This window comes from Paenibacillus glycinis (assembly GCF_009909185.1).
In the GTDB taxonomy this organism is placed as follows: Bacteria; Bacillota; Bacilli; order Paenibacillales; family Paenibacillaceae; genus Paenibacillus_Z; species Paenibacillus_Z glycinis.
The window spans coordinates 267155-286339 of sequence record NZ_JAAAMV010000003.1 but is presented as its reverse complement, the minus strand read 5'-3'; the positions used below and the strand labels follow the sequence as shown (position 1 = coordinate 286339).

General features: G+C 60.0%; 19 protein-coding genes. 16 read left to right on the top strand and 3 right to left on the bottom strand.

The window, feature by feature from the left end:
* Nucleotides 1–46: 46 nt before the first annotated feature.
* Nucleotides 47–1093: an efflux RND transporter periplasmic adaptor subunit gene (locus tag GT019_RS07925; protein ID WP_161742582.1), complete on the bottom strand. Its 1047-nt coding sequence runs from the start codon at nucleotides 1091–1093 to the stop codon at nucleotides 47–49.
* Nucleotides 1094–1413: 320 nt separating this feature from the next.
* Here GT019_RS07925 and GT019_RS07920 point away from each other — a divergent pair, with 320 nt between their 5' ends.
* From GT019_RS07920 to GT019_RS07865, 13 genes are all read left to right on the top strand, one after another.
* On the top strand, nucleotides 1414–2637 hold the full coding sequence (locus GT019_RS07920) for an MFS transporter (RefSeq protein ID WP_161742581.1): 1224 nt from the start codon (nucleotides 1414–1416) through the stop codon (nucleotides 2635–2637).
* Nucleotides 2638–2894: 257 nt separating this feature from the next.
* Complete coding sequence (locus tag GT019_RS07915) at nucleotides 2895–3677, top strand: VOC family protein (protein WP_161742580.1); 783 nt, start codon at nucleotides 2895–2897, stop codon at nucleotides 3675–3677.
* 16 nt (nucleotides 3678–3693) lie between these two features.
* Nucleotides 3694–3834 (top strand): hypothetical protein, encoded by a 141-nt coding sequence (locus tag GT019_RS07910; protein WP_161742579.1) that lies wholly within the window; start codon nucleotides 3694–3696, stop codon nucleotides 3832–3834.
* A 6-nt stretch (nucleotides 3835–3840) separates the two neighbouring features.
* A complete protein-coding gene (locus GT019_RS07905; protein WP_161742578.1) occupies nucleotides 3841–4794 on the top strand; it encodes a GyrI-like domain-containing protein in 954 nt (317 codons plus the stop codon).
* The gene (locus GT019_RS07900) at nucleotides 4791–5111 is read left to right on the top strand and encodes a pentapeptide repeat-containing protein (RefSeq protein WP_201755277.1); all 321 of its coding nucleotides are present in this window, start codon (nucleotides 4791–4793) and stop codon (nucleotides 5109–5111) included. Before GT019_RS07905 ends, GT019_RS07900 begins: the two co-directional genes overlap by 4 nt.
* 422 nt (nucleotides 5112–5533) lie before the next feature.
* Nucleotides 5534–5659: a hypothetical protein gene (locus tag GT019_RS32265; protein ID WP_268896032.1), complete on the top strand. Its 126-nt coding sequence runs from the start codon at nucleotides 5534–5536 to the stop codon at nucleotides 5657–5659.
* An 87-nt stretch (nucleotides 5660–5746) separates the two neighbouring features.
* Nucleotides 5747–6511, top strand: coding sequence for a DUF2087 domain-containing protein (locus tag GT019_RS07895; RefSeq protein ID WP_161742577.1), 765 nt, complete (start codon nucleotides 5747–5749; stop codon nucleotides 6509–6511).
* A 27-nt stretch (nucleotides 6512–6538) separates the two neighbouring features.
* A complete protein-coding gene (locus GT019_RS31890; RefSeq protein WP_235947215.1) occupies nucleotides 6539–6952 on the top strand; it encodes a GIY-YIG nuclease family protein in 414 nt (137 codons plus the stop codon).
* A 164-nt stretch (nucleotides 6953–7116) separates the two neighbouring features.
* Nucleotides 7117–7548, top strand: a complete 432-nt coding sequence (locus tag GT019_RS07885) for a MarR family winged helix-turn-helix transcriptional regulator (protein ID WP_161742576.1) — start codon at nucleotides 7117–7119, stop codon at nucleotides 7546–7548.
* 138 nt (nucleotides 7549–7686) lie between these two features.
* Nucleotides 7687–8346 carry a peroxiredoxin-like family protein gene (locus tag GT019_RS07880; RefSeq protein ID WP_161742575.1) on the top strand — a complete coding sequence of 220 codons (660 nt, stop codon included), beginning with the start codon at nucleotides 7687–7689 and terminating at the stop codon, nucleotides 8344–8346.
* A 314-nt stretch (nucleotides 8347–8660) separates the two neighbouring features.
* Nucleotides 8661–9236 (top strand): RNA polymerase sigma factor, encoded by a 576-nt coding sequence (locus GT019_RS07875; protein ID WP_328803927.1) that lies wholly within the window; start codon nucleotides 8661–8663, stop codon nucleotides 9234–9236.
* A complete protein-coding gene (locus GT019_RS07870; RefSeq protein WP_161742573.1) occupies nucleotides 9233–10780 on the top strand; it encodes an ABC transporter substrate-binding protein in 1548 nt (515 codons plus the stop codon). The genes GT019_RS07875 and GT019_RS07870 overlap by 4 nt, the downstream gene beginning before the upstream one ends.
* Nucleotides 10777–12144 (top strand): ABC transporter substrate-binding protein, encoded by a 1368-nt coding sequence (locus tag GT019_RS07865; protein ID WP_161742572.1) that lies wholly within the window; start codon nucleotides 10777–10779, stop codon nucleotides 12142–12144. Before GT019_RS07870 ends, GT019_RS07865 begins: the two co-directional genes overlap by 4 nt.
* Before the next feature lie 152 nt (nucleotides 12145–12296).
* Here GT019_RS07865 and GT019_RS07860 read toward each other — a convergent pair whose 3' ends face one another.
* Together GT019_RS07860 and GT019_RS07855 are read right to left on the bottom strand one after the other, a co-directional pair.
* Nucleotides 12297–14069 carry an asparaginase domain-containing protein gene (locus GT019_RS07860; RefSeq protein ID WP_161742571.1) on the bottom strand — a complete coding sequence of 591 codons (1773 nt, stop codon included), beginning with the start codon at nucleotides 14067–14069 and terminating at the stop codon, nucleotides 12297–12299.
* A gap of 24 nt (nucleotides 14070–14093) precedes the next feature.
* The gene (locus GT019_RS07855; protein WP_235947204.1) at nucleotides 14094–15296 is read right to left on the bottom strand and encodes an asparaginase; all 1203 of its coding nucleotides are present in this window, start codon (nucleotides 15294–15296) and stop codon (nucleotides 14094–14096) included.
* Nucleotides 15297–15598: 302 nt separating this feature from the next.
* Here GT019_RS07855 and GT019_RS07850 point away from each other — a divergent pair, with 302 nt between their 5' ends.
* The 3 genes from GT019_RS07850 to GT019_RS07840 are packed head-to-tail and all read left to right on the top strand — an operon-like array spanning nucleotide 15599 to nucleotide 19157.
* Nucleotides 15599–16963 (top strand): spore germination protein, encoded by a 1365-nt coding sequence (locus tag GT019_RS07850; protein WP_161742570.1) that lies wholly within the window; start codon nucleotides 15599–15601, stop codon nucleotides 16961–16963.
* Nucleotides 16964–18043, top strand: a complete 1080-nt coding sequence (locus tag GT019_RS07845) for a GerAB/ArcD/ProY family transporter (protein WP_161742569.1) — start codon at nucleotides 16964–16966, stop codon at nucleotides 18041–18043. It begins immediately after the preceding gene.
* On the top strand, nucleotides 18033–19157 hold the full coding sequence (locus tag GT019_RS07840) for a Ger(x)C family spore germination protein (protein WP_161742568.1): 1125 nt from the start codon (nucleotides 18033–18035) through the stop codon (nucleotides 19155–19157). Before GT019_RS07845 ends, GT019_RS07840 begins: the two co-directional genes overlap by 11 nt.
* The last annotated feature ends 28 nt before the right edge of the window (nucleotides 19158–19185 follow it).

The window sequence follows — 19185 nt, the reverse complement described above, 5'->3', positions numbered from 1 at the left end:
TTCTCGCTGACGCCATCGGCTGCCCTTCGGCCGCGCATGCGAGCGATTAATTATCGATGACGACGCCTTGGCCTTCCTCCAAGCCTTTGAGGACCTCGACCTGATTGCTCGTCTTCAATCCGGCCTCGATGTCGACTTCCTTCACCCGGCTGTTCTCGATCGTCTCGACATAGTCGCGGCCGAACATGGTTTTCAAGGCTTCGCGCGGAATGATGAGCACGTTGTCGCGTTTCTCGATGAACAGCTTGAAGTCGGCGTAGGTGCCGATCTGAACGGGCGCGCCCGCATCCTTCAAAGCGATGACGAGCGACTTGGCGTTGCGTCGGTTCACGGCGTCGTCGTCGCTTTTCGGCGCGGTGGCCGGCGTTTGGATGACGGAGCCCGCATACGATTTCTTGTCGAGCGTAAGCGCGACCTCGGCGCCCTTCTGCACCGAACGGATTTTCGTGGCGTCGGTGGCGTCATAGACGAAATTGACTTTCGCGGGGTCCGAGACGACTGCCATCGCGACATTGGCTTCCACCGCTTCGCCCGGCTTCAGGTCGTTCAGGTACGTGACCAGCCCGTCGGCCGGCGCGAAGAGCAGCGCTTTGCGGTACTGCTCCTTCAGCGCGTTCAGCTGCAGCCGATCCGCTTCGAGGTCGATTTTCGCCAAGGCGATCGCATCCTTGTCCGAATCTTGCTTGACGGCGTCCTGGTAGCGGAGGCTGCGCTGCTCGACGGTCAATTCCTGCAGCTTCAGCCGTATCGGCAGGTCTCCGGTGTCCAGCTCCGCGATCGGCGCGCCCGCCTTGACGGTATCGCCTTCGCTGACGTAAAGCTTCTTGAGGATGCCGCCCGACTCCGGGAACGAGACGGTTTGATTGACCTCGGACACGGCCGACGCCGTGGAGGAGAGGTATAGCTCCATGTTGCCGCGGGTGACGGGCGACGTCTCGTGGACGGCGGCTTTGCTGGTCAGCGCGGGCGGATCGAGCGGTTCTTCTTCGTTCGGCAGCAGCGAGCAGCCGGCAAGCAGCGAGAGGGCGGCGCATAGGGCGGCGGCGCGCCCCGCAAGATTACGCCGGCGTTTTGATAGCGTCGGGTGAGCCATATGCAGGAAGTGTACTCCCTTCATCATGGAATAATGGGATACTTATTTTTACAACTTTGTCTATTCAAGCATAAACCCGGACCATAGAGGTGTCAATGTGTGCGCTTCCATTTTGCGGTCTTGATTTTCCCTCGGTTCCCAAACATCGTGAGCTGCATGCGCCTGCGGGGCAGGATGGTCGACCGAGGGCGTCATTTTAACCCGAAAACCTGAGAATCGGATAATTGTCACCCCTTTCCCGCTATGCTATGGTAGCAGATAGACGCACGAAAAGCGGAAAGACAGGCTTGGAGGTCACGCGCGAAAGGCGGTAAAGCAAGATGACAACTGCTTCGGCACGTACGGCTGCATTGCGGACGGGAACGGTCTATGCCATTCTGTTCGCGATCAGCTCCGTACATCTATTGAACGATACGATGCAAGCGGTCGTAAGCGCGCTGTTCCCGGTGTTACAGGATTCGCTCCATCTGACGTACGGGCAGATGGGCTGGATCGCGTTCACGCTCAACATGACGTCTTCCGTCATGCAGCCGGTCGTGGGTTATTTCTCGGATAAACGGCCCATGCCGTGGATGCTGCCGATCGGAATGGGCCTGAGCCTGCTCGGCATGGCGGGCCTCGCGTACGCGCCGGGCTTTTCCTTCGTGCTGCTGGCGGTCGTGTTCGTCGGCCTCGGCTCCGCGGTATTCCATCCGGAAGGCTCGCGCGTCGTTTACTTCGCGGCCGGCGGCCGGCGCGGACTCGCGCAGTCCATCTACCAGGTCGGAGGCAACGCGGGCAGCTCGCTCGCCCCGCTCATGACGATCTTCGTCTTCATCCCGCTCGGCCAGCCCGGCGCGGTCTGGGGAACGCTGCTGGCCGCGGCGGCCATCGCGATTCTGCTGCGCGTCGTGCCGTGGTACAAAACGCAGCTGAACGAACACGGCAAACCGGTCAAGAAGGCAAAGTCCGCGGGGACCGTGAACGGGGCCGCGGGCAGAGGGCGGTCCGTTATCGCGTTCGCCATGACGATCCTGGTGCTGCTCGTCTTCGCGCGGTCCTGGTATGTCAGCGGCATCTCCAGCTTCTATAACTTCTTCGCGGAAGAGAAGTACGGCTTGTCGGTCAAAGCGGCCCAGGTGCCGATCTTCCTGTTCATGGCCGCGGGCGTGCTGGGCACGTTCTTCGGCGGCGTGCTGGCGGACCGGTTCGGACGCAAGAAGATGATCATCTTCTCGGTCGGAGGCGCGGCGCCGTTCGCGCTGCTGCTGCCGCATATGCCGCTCGGCTGGGTTTATCCCGTCAGCTTCGTGCTCGGCTTCATCCTGATGTCCGGCTTCTCGGTCAGCGTCGTATATGCCCAGGAGCTGATCCCGAACAACGTCGGGATGGCGTCCGGGCTGATCACCGGCCTCGCCTTCGGCATGGGGGCGCTCGGCGCCATCGTCCTCGGCAACGCGGCGGAGGCGTGGGGACTCGGCAAGGTCATGAACTATTCGAGCGTCCTGCCGCTGCTCGGACTGCTTGCCATCCTGCTGCCGCCCGACAGGCGGGAAGCGGCGTGAAATTGAACCGGGAGCCGTTGCGGCTCCCGGTTTTTTCATGCCATCATCCGGACGCTTGGGAGTCGGCCGAACCGGCAGCGGATCGTCGGTCACAATTATTTTGAAGGGTTAGCAGGAATTTCCATTTAAAAAGGCGAATATACATTCGCATTCCGGCGCAATGCCGGGATTCATTTGGAAAAACTGCGGGCTCGTCCTGCCGCAATGAGGGCGCCCGTCGGTTCTTCTTATATTCGGCAAATGGAGGCGGTAAAGGAATGGGAAAACAAATCGGCAGCTCGCTGAGCGTGCTCGTCGTATCCGATCTTGCCCGGTCGCGGCGGTATTACCGGGAGGTGCTCGGCTTCGACGTAACCGACTGGTGGGCCGAGCGGGACGGACTGAACGGCATGGCGCTGAAGCTGCATCAGGCGCCGGATGGCTTCGTGCCGGTACCGAACCCGCCGGAGAGCGGCGCGGATACCGGCATCGACGTGCAGGGCTACACCGATACATGGGCCGGACTCGATGCCTTGTACGCGGAATTCGAGAGCAAAGGAGCCAAGTTCGCCCGGGAGCCGATCGTGTATGAGGACTTCGGGCCCTGGAAGGAATTCGTCGTCGAAGATCCGGACGGCTACCATCTGGCGTTCGGCGGGGTGGACGGCGCCAAGGCGCATTGCAGTATACAGCCGAAGCTCGACGCCGGCATCCTGCGGGTGCGCGACCTGGGGGGCGCGGTCGAGCGTTACGCCAAGCTGATGGGCCTGCAGGTTCGGGACGAGGACCGGTACGGCCATCTGCATCTCTTCCGGCTCGATAACGGGACGAATCTCATGCTGGATTCGAACGGCATGGCGAATGTGCCGGTATTAGAGCTCGGACCGGCGCTGAAGCTGGGCACGCACGACATCGAACGGGCGAAGCGCGAAGCGGTCGAATGCGGGTTTGAAGTCGTGCACGACATTCAGCGGCTTCCGTCGGTCGCGTATTTCAACATCCGCGACGTGGACGGCAACGTCGTCATGATTACGCAGGATTACGTCCCGGAGGGATCCTAAGGAGGCGGGTAACGCGATGAGGGTACGAATCGTGGAAAGGCCGGCGATGAAAGCCGCGGCGATCCGCTCGGAGCTCGGCGGCGAGGGCACGCGCAACGCTTGGCGGCGCATCCGGGAACTGCTCGAGGGCCATCCGGCAGTGAAGAACGACGACTAAGGGCTCGTGTTTATTCCGGAGTGGCAGTGGGCGACCGGCGTACGGGAGCTGTGGACCGGAGTCGAGGTAGACGGCTTCGAAGGACTGCCGGACGGCGTGGAGACGATCGCGATTCCGGGGCGCAAGTTCGCCAAGTTGACGGTTCGCGGCGACGGAAGCCGGATGAACGAAGCCTATGCTTTCCTGGAACAATGGTTCGAGCGGGAAGGCATCGAGCGCGACGTGACGGAAGGCGCCTTCGGCTTCGAGGCGAACCGGTTGAAGCCTGTCAATCCGTTCGATATTCCCCGCTCGGACATCGATTACTTCGACTACGACATCTACGCGCCGATCAAGCATGCGGATGCGGTCGATACGGACCAGTTCCCGCATGTCGAAAGCATCGAGGTGACCGTGCAGCCGTCGCGGCGGATCGTCGGGGTCGAGCGCTACGTCGGGCAGCGGGACGGGGAAGATCCGGGATCGGCCATACCCGCGATATGGGAAGCGTACCGCCGTCTAAGCGACGGATGGATCGGTGCAAGCGGCCGCGAGGCGTCGTTCGGCTTGTTTACATACGAGCTGCCCTTCGGTCCCGGACAAAACTTCCTGTATTTGGCCGGCGTCGAAGCGCCGGACGACGGAAGTCCGATTCCGGACGGGATGGTCGAGCGGACGATTCCCGCCGGGGAGTTCGCTGCGGTAATCTACCGCGGACCGGTCGCGAATATTCAGGAGGCTTGGGGATTCTTTCACGGGAGCTGGCGCGGGCATTCGGCGTACGAAGCGGTCGACGATTACGAATACGAACGCTACGACTTGCGGTATCTGGGGCCGGAAAACGAAGAGTCCGTCATCGAGCTGCATGTGCCGGTTATCGGGACGGAAGCGCCGACATTGCTGACGGATAAGCGCCTGTTCGATCGCAAAGGCGCGGAATTCCACGGCGCGACCTGCGGGACGCCTCGCTGCGGCACGTGAACTTCGTCAATGCCGAGTGGGAGCATATTTATTTCTCGAACGTGCATGTCAACCATATTCAGCTCGGAGGCACGGTGTTCGACAATATCAAGCGGCCGGACGCGCAGCGAAGCCGGCTCGACGAAGAGCCCGGCACGGACGGCTGGGTGAACGTCGAGCCGGTGGTCTTCCGAAACAGCGACTTAGGGGGAGCCGTCTTCGACAATTGCGCGCTGAACGGCGTCGATATCCGGGGCTGCCGGATGGACGGCATGACGATCGACGGCATTCCGGTCGCCGAGCTTCTTGCCGCCTACGCCGCGGCGAAGAGCCGATAGACCGAGAATGCTCGGCGGCGAATGCGCGGACATCCGGCGCGCATTCGCCTGACATTTCCGCGCGAGCCCGAGCCGCGAACAGCGGCTTGAGCATGGTTGGCGGTGCGGGCAGACGGCGAAGAGTCGGACGCGACCGCGCGACTGGGGCGGGGCTTATCAGCCCGTTTCCGGCTGCCCCGGGCCGATCGCGCTTGAACGAACCGGCGCCGATCGCGTACACTGGAGAGAAGCCGCGCGCATGCGGCGGAAATAATGGACTCTAGGAGCGTGCATCGTAATGGCGAAGAGCTTGGCGCGAAAGCGCATGGAGAAACGATTGCGGCAGGGTGGATTGGATCCCCGGCAGCAAAGGGGAAATTGGAACGGCGTGAAGCCGGTGACGAGAGTGAAGCCGGACAAACGGAAAGGCGCGCATCCCAAGAATGACGATGATCGAGGCTTTAAGCCTGCCGCAGCGGCTTGAAGCTTGGATCATCGTCATTCTTTCGTTAGCTGGAAGCCGGCCGGAACGGCGCGCGGTGCTCAAGTCGGCTGCATTCGCCGAATGAACAAACGTGCGGCGATTGTCCTTGCGCCCGATCGACAGGATCGGCTATGCTCAATGCATTGATCAAACTTTACTGGGAGGGTTTGAGATGGACGTGCCGGAAGCGTTATACGGAGCGACGTTGTCGGAATTGAAGCAAGGGTATGTGTATCATGCGGAGTCGGACAGCTACTGCTGTCTCGTCTGCGGAGAACGGTTCGAGGAAGGCTTCGTGTACGAGGCGGACGGCCGGTTGATGGAAGCGTTCCGGGCCGTCGCGCGGCACATCGGAACCGCGCACGGTTCCATGCTGCAGCTGCTGCTCGAATTGGACAAGAAAGCGACCGGCTTGACCGATCTGCAGAAGCAGCTGATCGGCATGTTCGCCGCCGGGCTGTCGGATGCGGACATCGTCGCGTCGACGGGCTCCGGCAGCGCCTCGACGATCCGCAATCACCGGTTCTCGCTGAAGGAACGGGCGAAGCAGGCGAAGCTGTTTCTCGCGATCATGGAGCTGATGGACGGAGGGACCGAGCAAGGCGCCAAAACGGATCCCGCGCGCCGGAACGCGCCGCCCGCGGACGAGCGCTTCGCGCTGACGCCGGAGGAATACAAATCGCTGTTGGACAAATATTTGCCGCAAGGCCTGGAAGGCCCGCTCGCCGGCCTGCCCCGCAAGGCGAAGCGCAGGGCGGCGCTGTTTCGCCATATCGCGACAAGCTTCCGCAAGGGCCGCAGGTACAAGGAAGCGGAGGTCGACGAGCTGCTCCGGCGGTTCATGGCCGACGAATACGAGCTGCTTCGCCTGCAGATGGTCGATTACGGTTTCCTGGTCCGGGAAGGCGACGGAAGCGTCTATCGGCCGAGCGTGTAGCGAAGCCGCGGGACGGAGGGGAGAATCATGAACAGACGCAAAGATTTGCAAAACGAATTCGGCGTGAAGCAGCGGGCGATGGGCGTCTTCCAGATCGTCAACGCGCGCGGCGGGATGCGGTACGTCTCGTCTTCGCCGACGCTGGACTCGGCCTGGAAGCGGGAGAAATTCATGCTCGACACGGGCAGCCATCTGAATTCCGCTCTGCAGCGGGCGTATACGGAACAGGCCGGCGCGGACTTTCATTTCGAGATTCTGGAGACGCTGGACGGCGAGACGCGGGACGACGGAAAGGAAGCGGAGCGGCCGGCAACGTCCGTGCTGGGCCGGAGCGCCGTGCAGTCGTATCGCGACGCGCTCAAGAAGCTGGAGCGCAAATGGCTGGACGAGCTGAAGCCCTATGGGCCGGCAGGGTACAACCGTCCGCCGAGAGAGCCGTGAGCAGGGGACGGGCGCATAGACCGACAGACGATGCGCAAGCACGTCTTCCGGTTGTTTGTCATCCCGCCTAAGGCCGACGATAGCCATTCATGCGATGCGCAACTATTGCATGGCTGCATCCGCAAAGCTTACAATGACATCAAAACGCGATAGGTGATACAGTGATGCAACCAGTTGTGCTTAGTGATCTGATCAACGAAATTCTCGTCAAATCCTCGATTTTGGGTTCCGAGAAGTCGTTCGTGGAAGCATTGACGCCGAGACAAGCCCATATCGTCATGGAAATCAAATCGAATGCGTTTCGCAACGGCGATTTGGCCGACCGGCTGGGGGTGGAGCCGTCCACGCTGACCCGGCTGCTGGATCCGCTCGTCAAGAAAGGATTCGTATCGCGCGGATTGAATCCGGATAACCGCCGAGAAGTATTGATCAGGCTTACCGACGAGGGACTCGCGATTCTCGAGGAGCTGAACGAGAAGATGCTTCGCGTATGCACGCAAATTTTGCGTCAGGTGCCGGAAGATAAGCTGGAGCGGGTGGAGGAAGGAATCGCGCTGCTGCTGAGCGCGGTCAGGAAGGCCACATTTCCGCATTGATCCGGATAGCGGTATCGTTCATTGAATAGCGTACGTCTGGCGGGTCCTGAAACAGGGCCCGTTTTTTATTGCGCGCGCACAAAAGATGTATTAATATAATAATTGTATTTATACAATAATTATAGGAGGATGGCGAGTATGAGCAATGATGCTTTGAATCCGCAATTGGAGGGCATGGAGCAGGAACTGAGAAAGGCGGTGCCGATCGCGGTTTACGATGTGCTGCGGCAGTCGGTCGAGGAACTCCGGCGGCAAGGATTGGCCGCAGGCTTGAAGACGGGGGATTCCGCGCCCGGCTTTGCGCTTGCCGGCGCTGTCGGGCAGGAGGTTTCCTTGATGGCCGAAGTGTCGAAGGGGCCGGTCGTGCTGGTGTTCTATCGCGGAGGCTGGTGCCCGTTCTGCAATATGCAACTGCGGGCTTACGAACGTATATTGCCCCGGATCCGGGCGCTTGGCGCATCGCTTATCGCGGTTTCGCCGCAGCGTCCCGACCATACGCTTTCCCAACAGGAGAAGGAGCAGCTGACCTTCACCGTCGTGAGCGACCCCGATGGCCGCGTCGCGGAGCGCTATCGCGTTCTCTACGAAGTTCCCGAACCGCTTCAACGCGTCCTGCGGGAGTTCGGAGGGAGCTTGCCCGAATATAACGGGACGGATAAGTGGCTGCTGCCGGTTCCCGCGGTATTCGTCGTGGACGGGCGCGGGATGATCCGCTTCGCGCATGTCGACGCGGATTTCATGAGACGGGCGGAGCCGGAGCGCGTCTTGCTGGCGCTGCAGGCTTTGGAGGCGCAATAAACGGCATCGCGGCGAGGGCTGCCGATATAGGCACTGAAGCTCATCGCACGATTAATGGATCACCAGGAGAACGCGCCGATCAGGCGCGTTTTTTTGTGTTGGGTAACTATGCGATCCGGGGCTGCCGGATAAAGAAGAGTTGATCGGAGCTGCTTATCGCGCGGCGTTCGTATCCAAACGCTTGATGGCCCAATCGCGCCTGCGTTTTGTATAATAATGGAACCGGCAGCGGCTAATCCAGCCCGTCAATCATTTTTGCAACTAAGCTTGAAGGCAACGGAACCATTCTGCGACTCGATCGTCTACTTTCCGAGGTGAACAATTTGCAGTTCGATTATTTGAAGCATGTCACGGACGGCTTGGACCGCCATGCGGTGCTCGACGAGCTCATGGCCGCGTACGGCAAGGACGTCTGGCATTTCGCCTTCTTCATCACGCATTCCAAAGAGACGGCGGACGATGTGACCCAGGACGTTTTCGTGAAAGTGTTCCAGCAGCTTTACGAATTCCGCGGGCAATCGTCGATCAAAACCTGGCTGCTCGCCATCACCCGCAACACGGCGCGCGACGTGCTGCGGTCGGCTTGGGTGAGACGGGTCGTATTGTTCGATACGATCCGCTCGCGCACGGGAACTTCGCCTTCGGCGGAGCGGGAGAGCATGGACAAGCTGATGACCGAGGAGTTATGGGCGATCGTCTTGAAGCTGCCGCGCAAGCTGCGCGAGGTGCTGCTCCTGAACAGCCATTACGGCCTCTCCATGCAGGAAATGGCGGACATGCTTCAGGTGTCGGCCGGCACGGTGAAGTCCAGGCTGCACCGCGCCCGGGCGGCGGTCAACCGCAAGCTGGCCCAGGAAGCGTCATGGACCGGGGAGGAAGAGTGGACATGAAGAAGCATGCAAACGAATGGGAGCATCGTTTGGCGGGCAAACCTCCCGTCAAGAACGGGTTCACCTCGGACCTTGAACGCAAAGTGAGGGAACGCATTCGCATGAATACGACTACACGACGCGCGCCGTTAAGAGCGGCTGCCGCGATCATGAGCATGGTGATTCTGCTGGGCGCAGGCTGGTGGTTCCGGGACGACCTTAAGGAGCTGCTGCGTCCCGCCGAGCGCTCCGACGTGCCGGCTGCGCTGAGCAAGGATCCGCTGGCGGACAAGGAATACGAGCTGAAGGTCCAGCAGTTCGAGATGAGCAACACGTTCGAATACACCTTCAAGAAACCGTTCTTCATCCGGCATCCGTCAGTGAAGCTGAACATCGACACGTCGCCGGACGATTTGTACGGCGACCCGGAGAAATTCGAAGCCTGGTTCGACGCGGAGCAGCCGGATGTCGTGCAGGTGCCGGTGAACGTCTACGCGAAGCTTGCGGCGGACGGGAAGCTGAGCTCCCTCGATACGCTCGCGAAAGCGAACAAGGCCGATCTGCAGGCGCTCCATGCGCCGCTCGTCGATTATTTGCGGCAGGCCGGCGGGAACGGGGATGTGTACGGATTATCCGCCGACATGACGTCCACGGCATTGTACGTCAACGAAGATGTGTTCGCCGCGCACGGCGTTCCGCTGCCGGATGGCGACCTGTCCATGGCGCAGATCCTGCAGCTTGCGGCCCGTTTTCAAGGCTCCGGCGTCAGCGGGCTGGCCGCCGTCGATCGCAGCAACAAATTCGCCTTGGTCGCGTTGGCCGGCCAAGCCGGCGGATTGCAGACGATCGCGGAGACGGAAGGAGACATGAAAGCGACGCTGAATTCCGACGCCTGGAAGAAGGTGTGGACCACCGTTGTAGACGGCTACCGCGATGGCTGGATCAATCAAGCGAAGCCGGTCGTCTACGGCAAGAACGGCACGACCATGGCGGAGATCGGCAAGCAGGACCCGTTCGCGCTCGGACAGGTCGCGATGGTCGTCAGGTCCAGCGATTATTACATGAACCTGAAGTCGTACGAGCAGGCAGGCGTGATGAAATCGAACTGGTCCACGGTGCCGATTCGCCTCGATGCGTCCGCGACGAACCAAGACGCTTTTCTCGGCACGCGCACCATCTATGCGGTCAATGCGAATTCCAGCCAGGCCGACGCGGCATGGGCGCTGGTTCAATTCGTGACGGGGGGAGCTTGGCGCGCCGGCTTGAATCCGGACAGCTTCATGTACATCCAATTGCTCGCCAATAAATCCGCCATGGACGGCGCGAGCGGCAAGCAGTGGGAGGCTTTCTACGAGACGGCCGCGGATCCGGCGAAAGCCGCGGCAAGCGCGGTGTCGAACGCCAGCCCTCGATTCATCAAGGCCAACCGGTCGCTCTATGCCCTGGGCGGCGAAGAGATGAACGCCATCCTGAACAAGTCGGTCCCGATCGATACGGCGCTCGGCGACCTCCAAGCCAAGCTGAATGCCGAGCTCGCGGCGATCGGAAAGGAGGCGCGGCCATGATGGGATTCGGACGATTCGACGTGCGGGCCAATGGCATTCGATTCATGCTTCTGCCGTTCTTCGGCCTTCTGCTCGGCGCCTGCTCGACCGGAACGGATTCGGCCGGTGCCGGGCCCGAGCGGATCGTAATCGGCGTCCCCAATAATGGGTATTACACCTCTACGTTTGGCGATTATCTATCGGTTGCATACCCGGACCTGCAGGTAGAACTCGTGGAAATGGACCCGGACTACAAGAAACCGTTGACGCTTAAACAATACGAGCAGAAGCTGGAGCAAGAGAAGCCGGATCTCCTGCTCGGCTACGATATTCGATATAAGCAGTTGGCTGCCGACGGCCTGCTGCAAGACTTGGCGCCGCGCATGGCGGACAGCGGGATGAAGGAAGACGATTTCTACGCGGGCATGATCGACAAAATGAAGCGCAACGGAGGCGGCAATCTGTATGCGGTCGCGCCTACGTTTCAAGCCTCCGTCCTCTATTACAACGCGGACTTGTTCCGCAAGTACAAGGTCGCGCTGCCGCGGGACGGCATGACGATCATGGACGTCATGAAGCTTGCGGGCGATTTCGGCAAAGCGGGCAGCAACAGGGACGGCATCGTCGGCTACCATCAGCCCTTCAGCAGCATGCCGCACAGCTTGCTCTTCAGCTTGTCGACCCCGGAAGGGCTGCGCCCCTATAACTTCCAGACGGGCAAAGTGACGATGGACACGCCGGCATGGCGAAACATCATCTCGACGGTCATCGGACTCTACAAGAGCGGCACCTTCCTGATGCAGGACGTCAAAGGAGAAACGAAGGACGGCGAGGTCTGGTACGGTCCGGACGACGTAACCGAGGCGGATCTGTTCAAGAAGGGAAAATCGGCGATGACGATCGGGGGCTATAACGGCATGTCGGCCAGCTACAACGGGATGTCGGACTTGCCGTTCGAGACCGGGATGGTGACGCCGCCGGTCAGCTCCGTCGACAGCCGTTCGGAATATCTCGGCGTGTACAATTACATGGCGATTCCGACTGGCGCCGAGCACGGGGACACCGCTTGGGAAATGATTCGATTCATGCTGAGCGATTACGTGGCCAAGGTCAGATCGGGACTTCAAGAAGACCTGTCCACGCGCAAGTCCTACATGAATTACGATCAGAATCCGCTATTGCCGAAGCTGTACGACATCCTGCCGAGCGTCGACCAGTCCTATTCCATGGAAGGCTACGACGCCAAATTCACCGGGCTGTTCGATGAGCTGGAGGATCGCGAAATCACCGCCGCCGTCAATGGCGAGAAGAGCGCCGACGCCAGCATCGCCGCCATCCAAAAGGAAGGCCAGGCGTTGATGGACGCGGCGAAGCCGAAGAAATAACCGCGTTGAGGAAGCCATTATCCATTGCAATGATCACCCTCACAGGCCAAACGGAGCCTGCGGCAATAAGCCCGTTCCGTAAGCACTCGTTAGAAAAGACCATGCCCCGCGGGGCATGGTCTTGTTTGGTTTTTCCGCTTTCTTCTCGATCGTTAGGCAGCGGCCGGAAGCTTGACGAGAATCGCCGCCGCTTCCGCGCGCGTGGCCGTATCGAGCGGGGCGAATGCGCCATCGCCGCGGCCGCCGATGAGGGAATTATCCTTGACCGCCTTGACCGCGCCTTTGGCCCAGGCCGGAATCGCGGCATCGTCCGCGAAGCCGGTCGTGCCGGCAGTCTTGCTATCGAGCTTCAGCGCCTTGGCGATCATGACCGCCACCTCCGAGCGCGTGACGGTCGCGTCCGGCTTGAACGAGCCGTCGGCGTAGCCGTTCACGATTCCGGCCGCTGCCGCCTGGGCGACGGCTTCCTTGGCCCAGCTCCCGATCTCCTCGGCGTCGGTGAACGTCAAGCCGGCTCCGGCTCCTCGCGGCTTCAGCGCGTTCATCAGCATGACCGTGAACTCCGCTCGGGTGAGCTTCTGATTCGGCTTGAACGTACCGTCGGCATAGCCGCGTACGATGCCGGCGGATACGGCCTTCTCGATGGAAGCCGCCGCCCAGTGGCCGCCGATATCCTTCAGCGCGACTGCCGCCGGCGGCAGGGTCTCGCCTTCCGCTTCCCCGATAACGATATCCTGTCTGCCGTAGACCGCGAACCAATTCTTGATCGTCTGAAAGTCGCTTGAGAACGACAAAGCCACGAGCAGCATCATACGGGCATGCTGGGCGTTCAGGCTGTCGCCGGCGATGATGCCTTCGCCGTCCGACGGATACATCGTCCCCGAGCCCGTTCTCGTCGTCGTGACGAAGATGACGCCCTGCTTGATCGCATCGGCGCGGGCCGCGCTCATCTTCGGCGAGATGCCGCCTGCTCCGGTGCCGGCGGTGACGATGCCTTTGGCGCCGTCCGCGACGAGGCCGCGAATGCCGCCGCCGTCCGCATCCTGATAGGCGTAGGCGATCTCGACGAGCGGCAGATCGGTCTTCTTGATCTTGCGCAGATCGAACGGCGTCGACCAGTCGGGCCGGCCGGCCTTCAGCGCGCGTTCGTTCAAGCGGTACATGGAGATGTTGTCTTGATCGATATAACCGAGCGCGCCGAGGATCGGCGTCTTGAACGTATCCAGGCGCTGCGCGTTCGTCTTCGTGACGTCCCGGGCGGCCTGCACGAGATCGTTCAGCATGATGACGGTCCCGTACCATTTGGTCTTGCCGCTGGCGGACAGCTTGATGGCATTGTACAAATTCGCGGGCGCGTCGGTGCCGATGACGTCCCACGGCCGCATCGCGCCGGTGACGACGACGGGCTTCGGGCTCTGCACCGTCAGATCGAGGAAATAGCCGATATCCTCCATCGTGTCGGTGCCGGAAGTGACGACGACGCCGTCATAGGACGCGAGCGCCTGGTCGACGGTCAGCGACAGATCGTACAGCTCGCCGATCGTATAGCTGCCCGACCCTTTATTGCCGAACTGATAGGTGGAAACGTCGGCGATCTTCTCCTTGCGCGGGAGCTGGGCGACCATATCTTCGATCTTGTAAGTGCCCGACTTGTAGTCCTGCAAATTGGTCGGATCGCCGCCGTTCGCCGCGCCGGAGATCGTGCCGCCCGTGCCGATGACGAGAATGTTCGGCATCGGCGACGCCTTGAACGCATCGCTGAGCGCGGGAAGCGGGTAAGCTGCTGCCGTATCCGCCGTCCCATCCGCCGCGGCTGCCGCCGGCATGAAACCGCCGGCCGCGGGCAGAGACAAGCCGAGTAATAGGAGGACCAAAATCGATAAGGGCAATCTCTTCCGAGGCATGCCGTTCCGCGTCGCTGTCATAAGGCTATCCCTCCTGTCCGTTCATTATGGCGTGGCTGCGCCGACGGCGACATTTTGCGCGCCGTAAACGGCGAACCAGCCTTTAATCGTTTTCTGGTCGTTCGAGAAGGCGAGAGAAAGCAGCAGCAGCATGCGCGCATGCGTGGCATTGAGGCTGTCGCCGGCGATGATGCCGTCGCTGTCGGTCGGATACATCGTGCCGGAGCCCGTCCTCGTCGTCGTCACGAAGAGCACGCCCTGCTTGATCGCGTCGGCGCGGGCCGCGCTCATTTTCGGAGAAATGCCGCCTGCGCCCGTGCCTGCCGTGACGATACCCTTCGCGCCGTCCGCGACGAAGCCCTTGATCGCGCCGCCGCCCGCGTCCTGATAGGCGTAGGCGATCTCGACGAGCGGCAGATCGGTCTTCTTGATCTTGCTCAGGTCGTACGGCGTAGACCATGCCGGCGTGCCCGCTTTGCTAACTCTGCCCGGCGCGCGGTAGATGGAGATGTTGTCCTGATCGATGTAGCCGAGCGCGCCGAGAACCGGCGTCTGGAAGGTGTCGAGGCGCTGCGCGTTCGTCTTCGTCACGTCGCGCGCCGCTTGCACGATATCGTTCAGCATGAGCACGGTGCCGAACCACTTGGTCTTGCCGCTGGCGGACAGCTTGATCGCATTGTAGAGGTTGGCCGGCGCGTCGGTGCCGATAACGTCCCATGGGCGCATCGCGCCGGTAATGACGACCGGCTTCTCGCTGCGGACGGTCAAGTCGAGGAAGTAGGCGATGTCCTCCATCGTGTCCGTGCCGGAGGTGACGACGACGCCGTCATAGGTTTTCAGCGCCTGATCCACGGCGAGCGACAGATCGTACAGATCGCCGATCGCATAGCTGCCGGATCCTTTATTGGCGAACTGATACGTGGAGACGTCGGCGATTTTGTCCTTGCGCGGCAGCTGGGCGACCATGTCTTCGATTTTGTATGTACCGGATTTATAGGATTGCAGATTGGTAGGATCGCCGTCGTTGGCTTGCCCGGAGATGGTGCCGCCGGTACCGATCACGAGAATGTTCGGCTTGACGGAGATGTCTTTGGCTTTCACGTCGGGAAGCGAAATCGCGGGCTGGGCGGGAACCACGGGCGCGTCCGCCGCGTTGGCGACGGCAGCCGTAAAACTCAGCATCGCGACTGCAAGGAAGGGGGCGAGGAAGAAGCGGGTCATTCTCTTTCTCGTGCTTGATGTCATCATTAGTACCTCCTAATGTCATATATGAAGATATTGGCAAGCTAATTATACGTTTGTGTAATATATTCTGACAATATATATTTGGAAGATTTCGAAAATTTAGAAGATTTGGTTGTTCTTATCGAAACCAAGAGAAAATGCGTTAGATTTCCTGCCGTAATTGCATAGGGGGATCGAAAAACCGAGGATTGGGGGAGCGTCTGCGCGGCAGCGCGAGCATGGGCGTTTTTGGCGGCTGGGAATACGAATGCCAAAATTGCTCATAATAACCAGACTTATCATGAGCCGAAAAGGGGCAATTGCCGATGAACGAACAGATGCAGTCGATTGCCGCATCCCTGGATACCTTCTTCGAGAACAACGCGGACGCGCGAAGGGAACAGATCGACGCGGAGCCGGGATTCATTTTATATTACATCTGGACCATCACCGACCCGGATTTTATCGATCAACAGCTGAAGATGCCCTTTTTCCGCTATTCCCGCGAGGAATACGAGCTGCACCTCCGGTCGATCAGCCAGGCCGGCGACAAGCCCGAGGATCTGCCCGGCAAGCTCTGCAAGGGCTGCGCGGTCATCTTGTACGGCGATCAGGTCTATACCGTCGCGAAGTCGGTCGCCTACCGAACGCGCAGCGTGGACACCCCGCAGGTCGAGGCTTCGATCGTAGGTCCCTTGGAAGCTTTCGTGGAAAGCATGGCCGTCAATTTGAATCTGATCCGCAAGCATTATCAGAGCCCCAACCTCCGAATCGTCAAATTCGAGGTAGGGACCTTAAGCCATATAACCGGTTATATGCTGTACGACAGCGAACTGGCCGATCAAGCCTTCGTGAAGCGGGAGCTTCAGCAGATCGATAACTTGAACGCCAAGAATGCCCAAGCCGTATCCAAGGTGCAGCAGTATTTGCCGAAGAAGCGACCCTTGTTATTTCCGAGAACCGTCGTGACGGAGCGCCCGGACCGGGTAAGCGAAGCGCTGTCCAAAGGGAAGTCCGCCTATCTGATCGAAACGACCCCGTTCGCCAGCTTGGCTCCCATCAATTTTCATGATTTCATGGCTTCCATGGACGATTCCTACATGCTTCCCGTGTACAGCTATTTCTTGATCGCGCTGCGCTACTTCGCCTTGTTCGCCACCGTCGTCCTGCCCGGAGCGTACGTCGCGTTCACGGCGTTCAACCCGGAAGTCTTCCGCGTGCAGCTGGCGCTGTCGATCGCGGGCAGCAGGGCGGGACTTCCGTATCCGGCCTTTCTCGAGGTCGCCTTCATGATGATCATGACCGAGCTATTGGTGGAGGCTTCGCTTCGCGTACCCAAAACGATCGGTCCCGCGGCCACGACGGTCGGAGGGCTCATCCTGGGGGAGGCCGCCTCGCAGGCCAATCTGGTCAGCGATATCATGATCATCGTCGTCGCCTCGGTCGCGATCGCCAATTTCGTGATCCCGATCAACACGATGTCGCTGACCGTCCGCGTATTGAAATACGTGCTGCTCTTCCTGGGCACCATCGCCGGGTTCTTCGGGCTTACGGTCGGCATCGTGCTGCTGGTCAGTTATTTGTTCACGATGCATGACGGCAAGTATTCGTTGGTCCAATCCTACACGGCCCCGGTGAAATTCAATACCGGGCGGGCGCCGAAAAGCCCGGCCGGCGGGGGGCAAGCCTAAGTGAACATCCTCTTCTATATCGCGATGCTAACCTATTACATGATTAATAACGCCTTATTCAATGCCCCGAACGTCATTGCCCGAAATTACCTGCATCACGGATTGACGGCGATCCCCATCGGATTGGCGCTTGCGGGAATCAATGCCTGGCTGCTCCTGTCCGTCTACAACCGGTTTCCGAAATGGACGATGATCGAAATCAACCGCCATTTATGCGGCAAGTTTTTCGGAGGGGCCATATCCGCCTCGTACGCGGCATTGATGATCATCATCGGCTTTTTCATGTTCCGGGGATCCTTGGAGGTTATCATCGAATTTCTCATGCCCGATACGCCGGTCTGGTTCCTGGCGATCCTGCTGATCACCATCCCGCTGTTCGGGCTGCTGCACAACGACAGCACGATTTTGTATTTGGTCGCCTTTTTCACGGCCATCGCGTTTATCCTGATGCTGATCATCTTCTGGCTGGGCTTCAAAGAGATCGACCCGGTCATGCTGAAGGGAGTCGCGGTCCATGGCTGGAAGCCGCCGACGGTTCAGGGAATCTCGGCGTCCTTGTTCGTGTGCGGAGGGTATGTCGGGCTTGCCATTTGGAATCCCTTCTTCGCGCGGACGAGCCTGAAGGCGACCTTGCTTCTTTTCGTCTCGGTCGGTCTTGTCGCGATGTCCTGCGGCACGATTATTCCGTTGGCCGTGTGGGGGCCGTGGGCGATCCGGAATCTGAACCTGATCTGGGTCATGACGGCCGAGACGCTGTCTCTCGATCTATTCGTGATGGAACGCGGGCTGTTCCTCATCGTTCCGCTGCTCTTGATCACCGGGTACATGGGCGTGCTGCTCTATATCTACAAGGGCTACCGGATGCTCGATTTGCTGCTGAACAAACCGAAGGCCACCAGAATCATCATCGGCTGCGTCCTGGCGGGCTACGTGGTTCTCGCCTTGTCCGTCAACGAGCTGAAAGTCATTATCCGGTACAGGGAACAATACATGGTCGTTTGGGCGGTGCTTCAAAATATCGTGGGCATTCTCTGGTATGCGCTTGCCAAGAGAAAGGAGCGTGGGGTAAGTGCGCCTTAGCAAAGCGTTCGCCTTCGGCTTGGCGTGCCTCCTGATGCTGCAGGGATGCCGTTCCGATTACAAGGACATCGACCGCCGGCAATTCGTCGTCACCATGGGACTGGATAAAGCGGAGGGGGAAGGAAGATTCCGCATGACGCTCCGGGGAGCGATCCCGGAGTCGCAGAACCAGGGCTCGTCCTCGGCGCAGAATCTGTTCGAAAGCTACGAAACGACCGCGGCATCGATCGGACAAGCGGTGCAGCAGGTCACGCAGCAATTTTTCCTGGAGCCGGATTATTCGCACCTGAAAGGCGTCATTATCGGCGAAAAATTGGCGAGAGCGGACAGTATTTTGAAATACGTCGATTTTTTCATACGCCGCCGGGACTTTCAAGACTTGGCCATGGTCGCCGTCACCGATAACGCGGAAGAAATCATCAAGCTCCAGCAAAAGGGAGAACGCACGGCGGGCGACAATCTGTTCATGAAATTCGGCGAAGGGGTGAACACGGAGTACACGCCTTCCATCGAATTGCAGCAGATCTACAAGTACTCGCTCACGCCCGGCATCACCTTCTACTGCCCGATCCTGCGCGTGCAGGGCAACAAGATCACCTCCGGCGCGACCGCGCTGTTCGACCGCGACAATCGGATGATCCTCCGGCTGAACGGAGAAGAGACGAAGTATTTCAATCTTCTGCGGAGAGGGCTGGACAGGGGATTTATCGTCCTGGGGCCGAAGAAGCAGGCCGGTCTGGGCATCAGGCAGGGAAGCGCGCGTTTTCGTCTTCGTAAGAAGCAGGGCGGCCTGCTGTGCGAGGTATTCGTGAAGCTCGAAGCGGCCATCGAGGATTCGGATCAATCGGGCTATACCCCTGCCGATCTGAAAAAAATGGCGGAAACCAAATTGAACGCGGACATCGCCAGGCTGCTGCTCAAGATGCAGGCCAATGGGGTCGATCCGCTCTTCATCGGCTTGAAATACTGGGCGAAGAACCCCGGATCCAGGCTGGATCGGGATTGGCTGGACGAGCTTTACCCCGCGATGGAATTCCGGGTTCGGTCCGAGGTGAAGATTACCCGCTCGGGCACGCTGCGATGGAACAACAACGGCGATCGGCGAACGAAGTGACCGGGCCGAACCGGGCGGCAAGCAAAAA

What these genes read in the sequence shown, in the direction of transcription:
- GT019_RS07925 (WP_161742582.1), bottom strand. Translation starts at nt 1,093, where the DNA reads ATGGCTCACCCGACGCTATCAAAACGCCGGCGTAATCTTGCGGGGCGC.
- GT019_RS07920 (WP_161742581.1), top strand. Translation starts at nt 1,414, where the DNA reads ATGACAACTGCTTCGGCACGTACGGCTGCATTGCGGACGGGAACGGTC.
- GT019_RS07915 (WP_161742580.1), top strand. Translation starts at nt 2,895, where the DNA reads ATGGGAAAACAAATCGGCAGCTCGCTGAGCGTGCTCGTCGTATCCGAT.
- GT019_RS07910 (WP_161742579.1), top strand. Translation starts at nt 3,694, where the DNA reads ATGAGGGTACGAATCGTGGAAAGGCCGGCGATGAAAGCCGCGGCGATC.
- GT019_RS32265 (WP_268896032.1), top strand. Translation starts at nt 5,534, where the DNA reads ATGACGATGATCGAGGCTTTAAGCCTGCCGCAGCGGCTTGAAGCTTGG.
- GT019_RS07895 (WP_161742577.1), top strand. Translation starts at nt 5,747, where the DNA reads ATGGACGTGCCGGAAGCGTTATACGGAGCGACGTTGTCGGAATTGAAG.
- GT019_RS31890 (WP_235947215.1), top strand. Translation starts at nt 6,539, where the DNA reads ATGAACAGACGCAAAGATTTGCAAAACGAATTCGGCGTGAAGCAGCGG.
- GT019_RS07885 (WP_161742576.1), top strand. Translation starts at nt 7,117, where the DNA reads ATGCAACCAGTTGTGCTTAGTGATCTGATCAACGAAATTCTCGTCAAA.
- GT019_RS07880 (WP_161742575.1), top strand. Translation starts at nt 7,687, where the DNA reads ATGAGCAATGATGCTTTGAATCCGCAATTGGAGGGCATGGAGCAGGAA.
- GT019_RS07870 (WP_161742573.1), top strand. Translation starts at nt 9,233, where the DNA reads ATGAAGAAGCATGCAAACGAATGGGAGCATCGTTTGGCGGGCAAACCT.
- GT019_RS07865 (WP_161742572.1), top strand. Translation starts at nt 10,777, where the DNA reads ATGATGGGATTCGGACGATTCGACGTGCGGGCCAATGGCATTCGATTC.
- GT019_RS07860 (WP_161742571.1), bottom strand. Translation starts at nt 14,069, where the DNA reads ATGACAGCGACGCGGAACGGCATGCCTCGGAAGAGATTGCCCTTATCG.
- GT019_RS07855 (WP_235947204.1), bottom strand. Translation starts at nt 15,296, where the DNA reads ATGATGACATCAAGCACGAGAAAGAGAATGACCCGCTTCTTCCTCGCC.
- GT019_RS07850 (WP_161742570.1), top strand. Translation starts at nt 15,599, where the DNA reads ATGAACGAACAGATGCAGTCGATTGCCGCATCCCTGGATACCTTCTTC.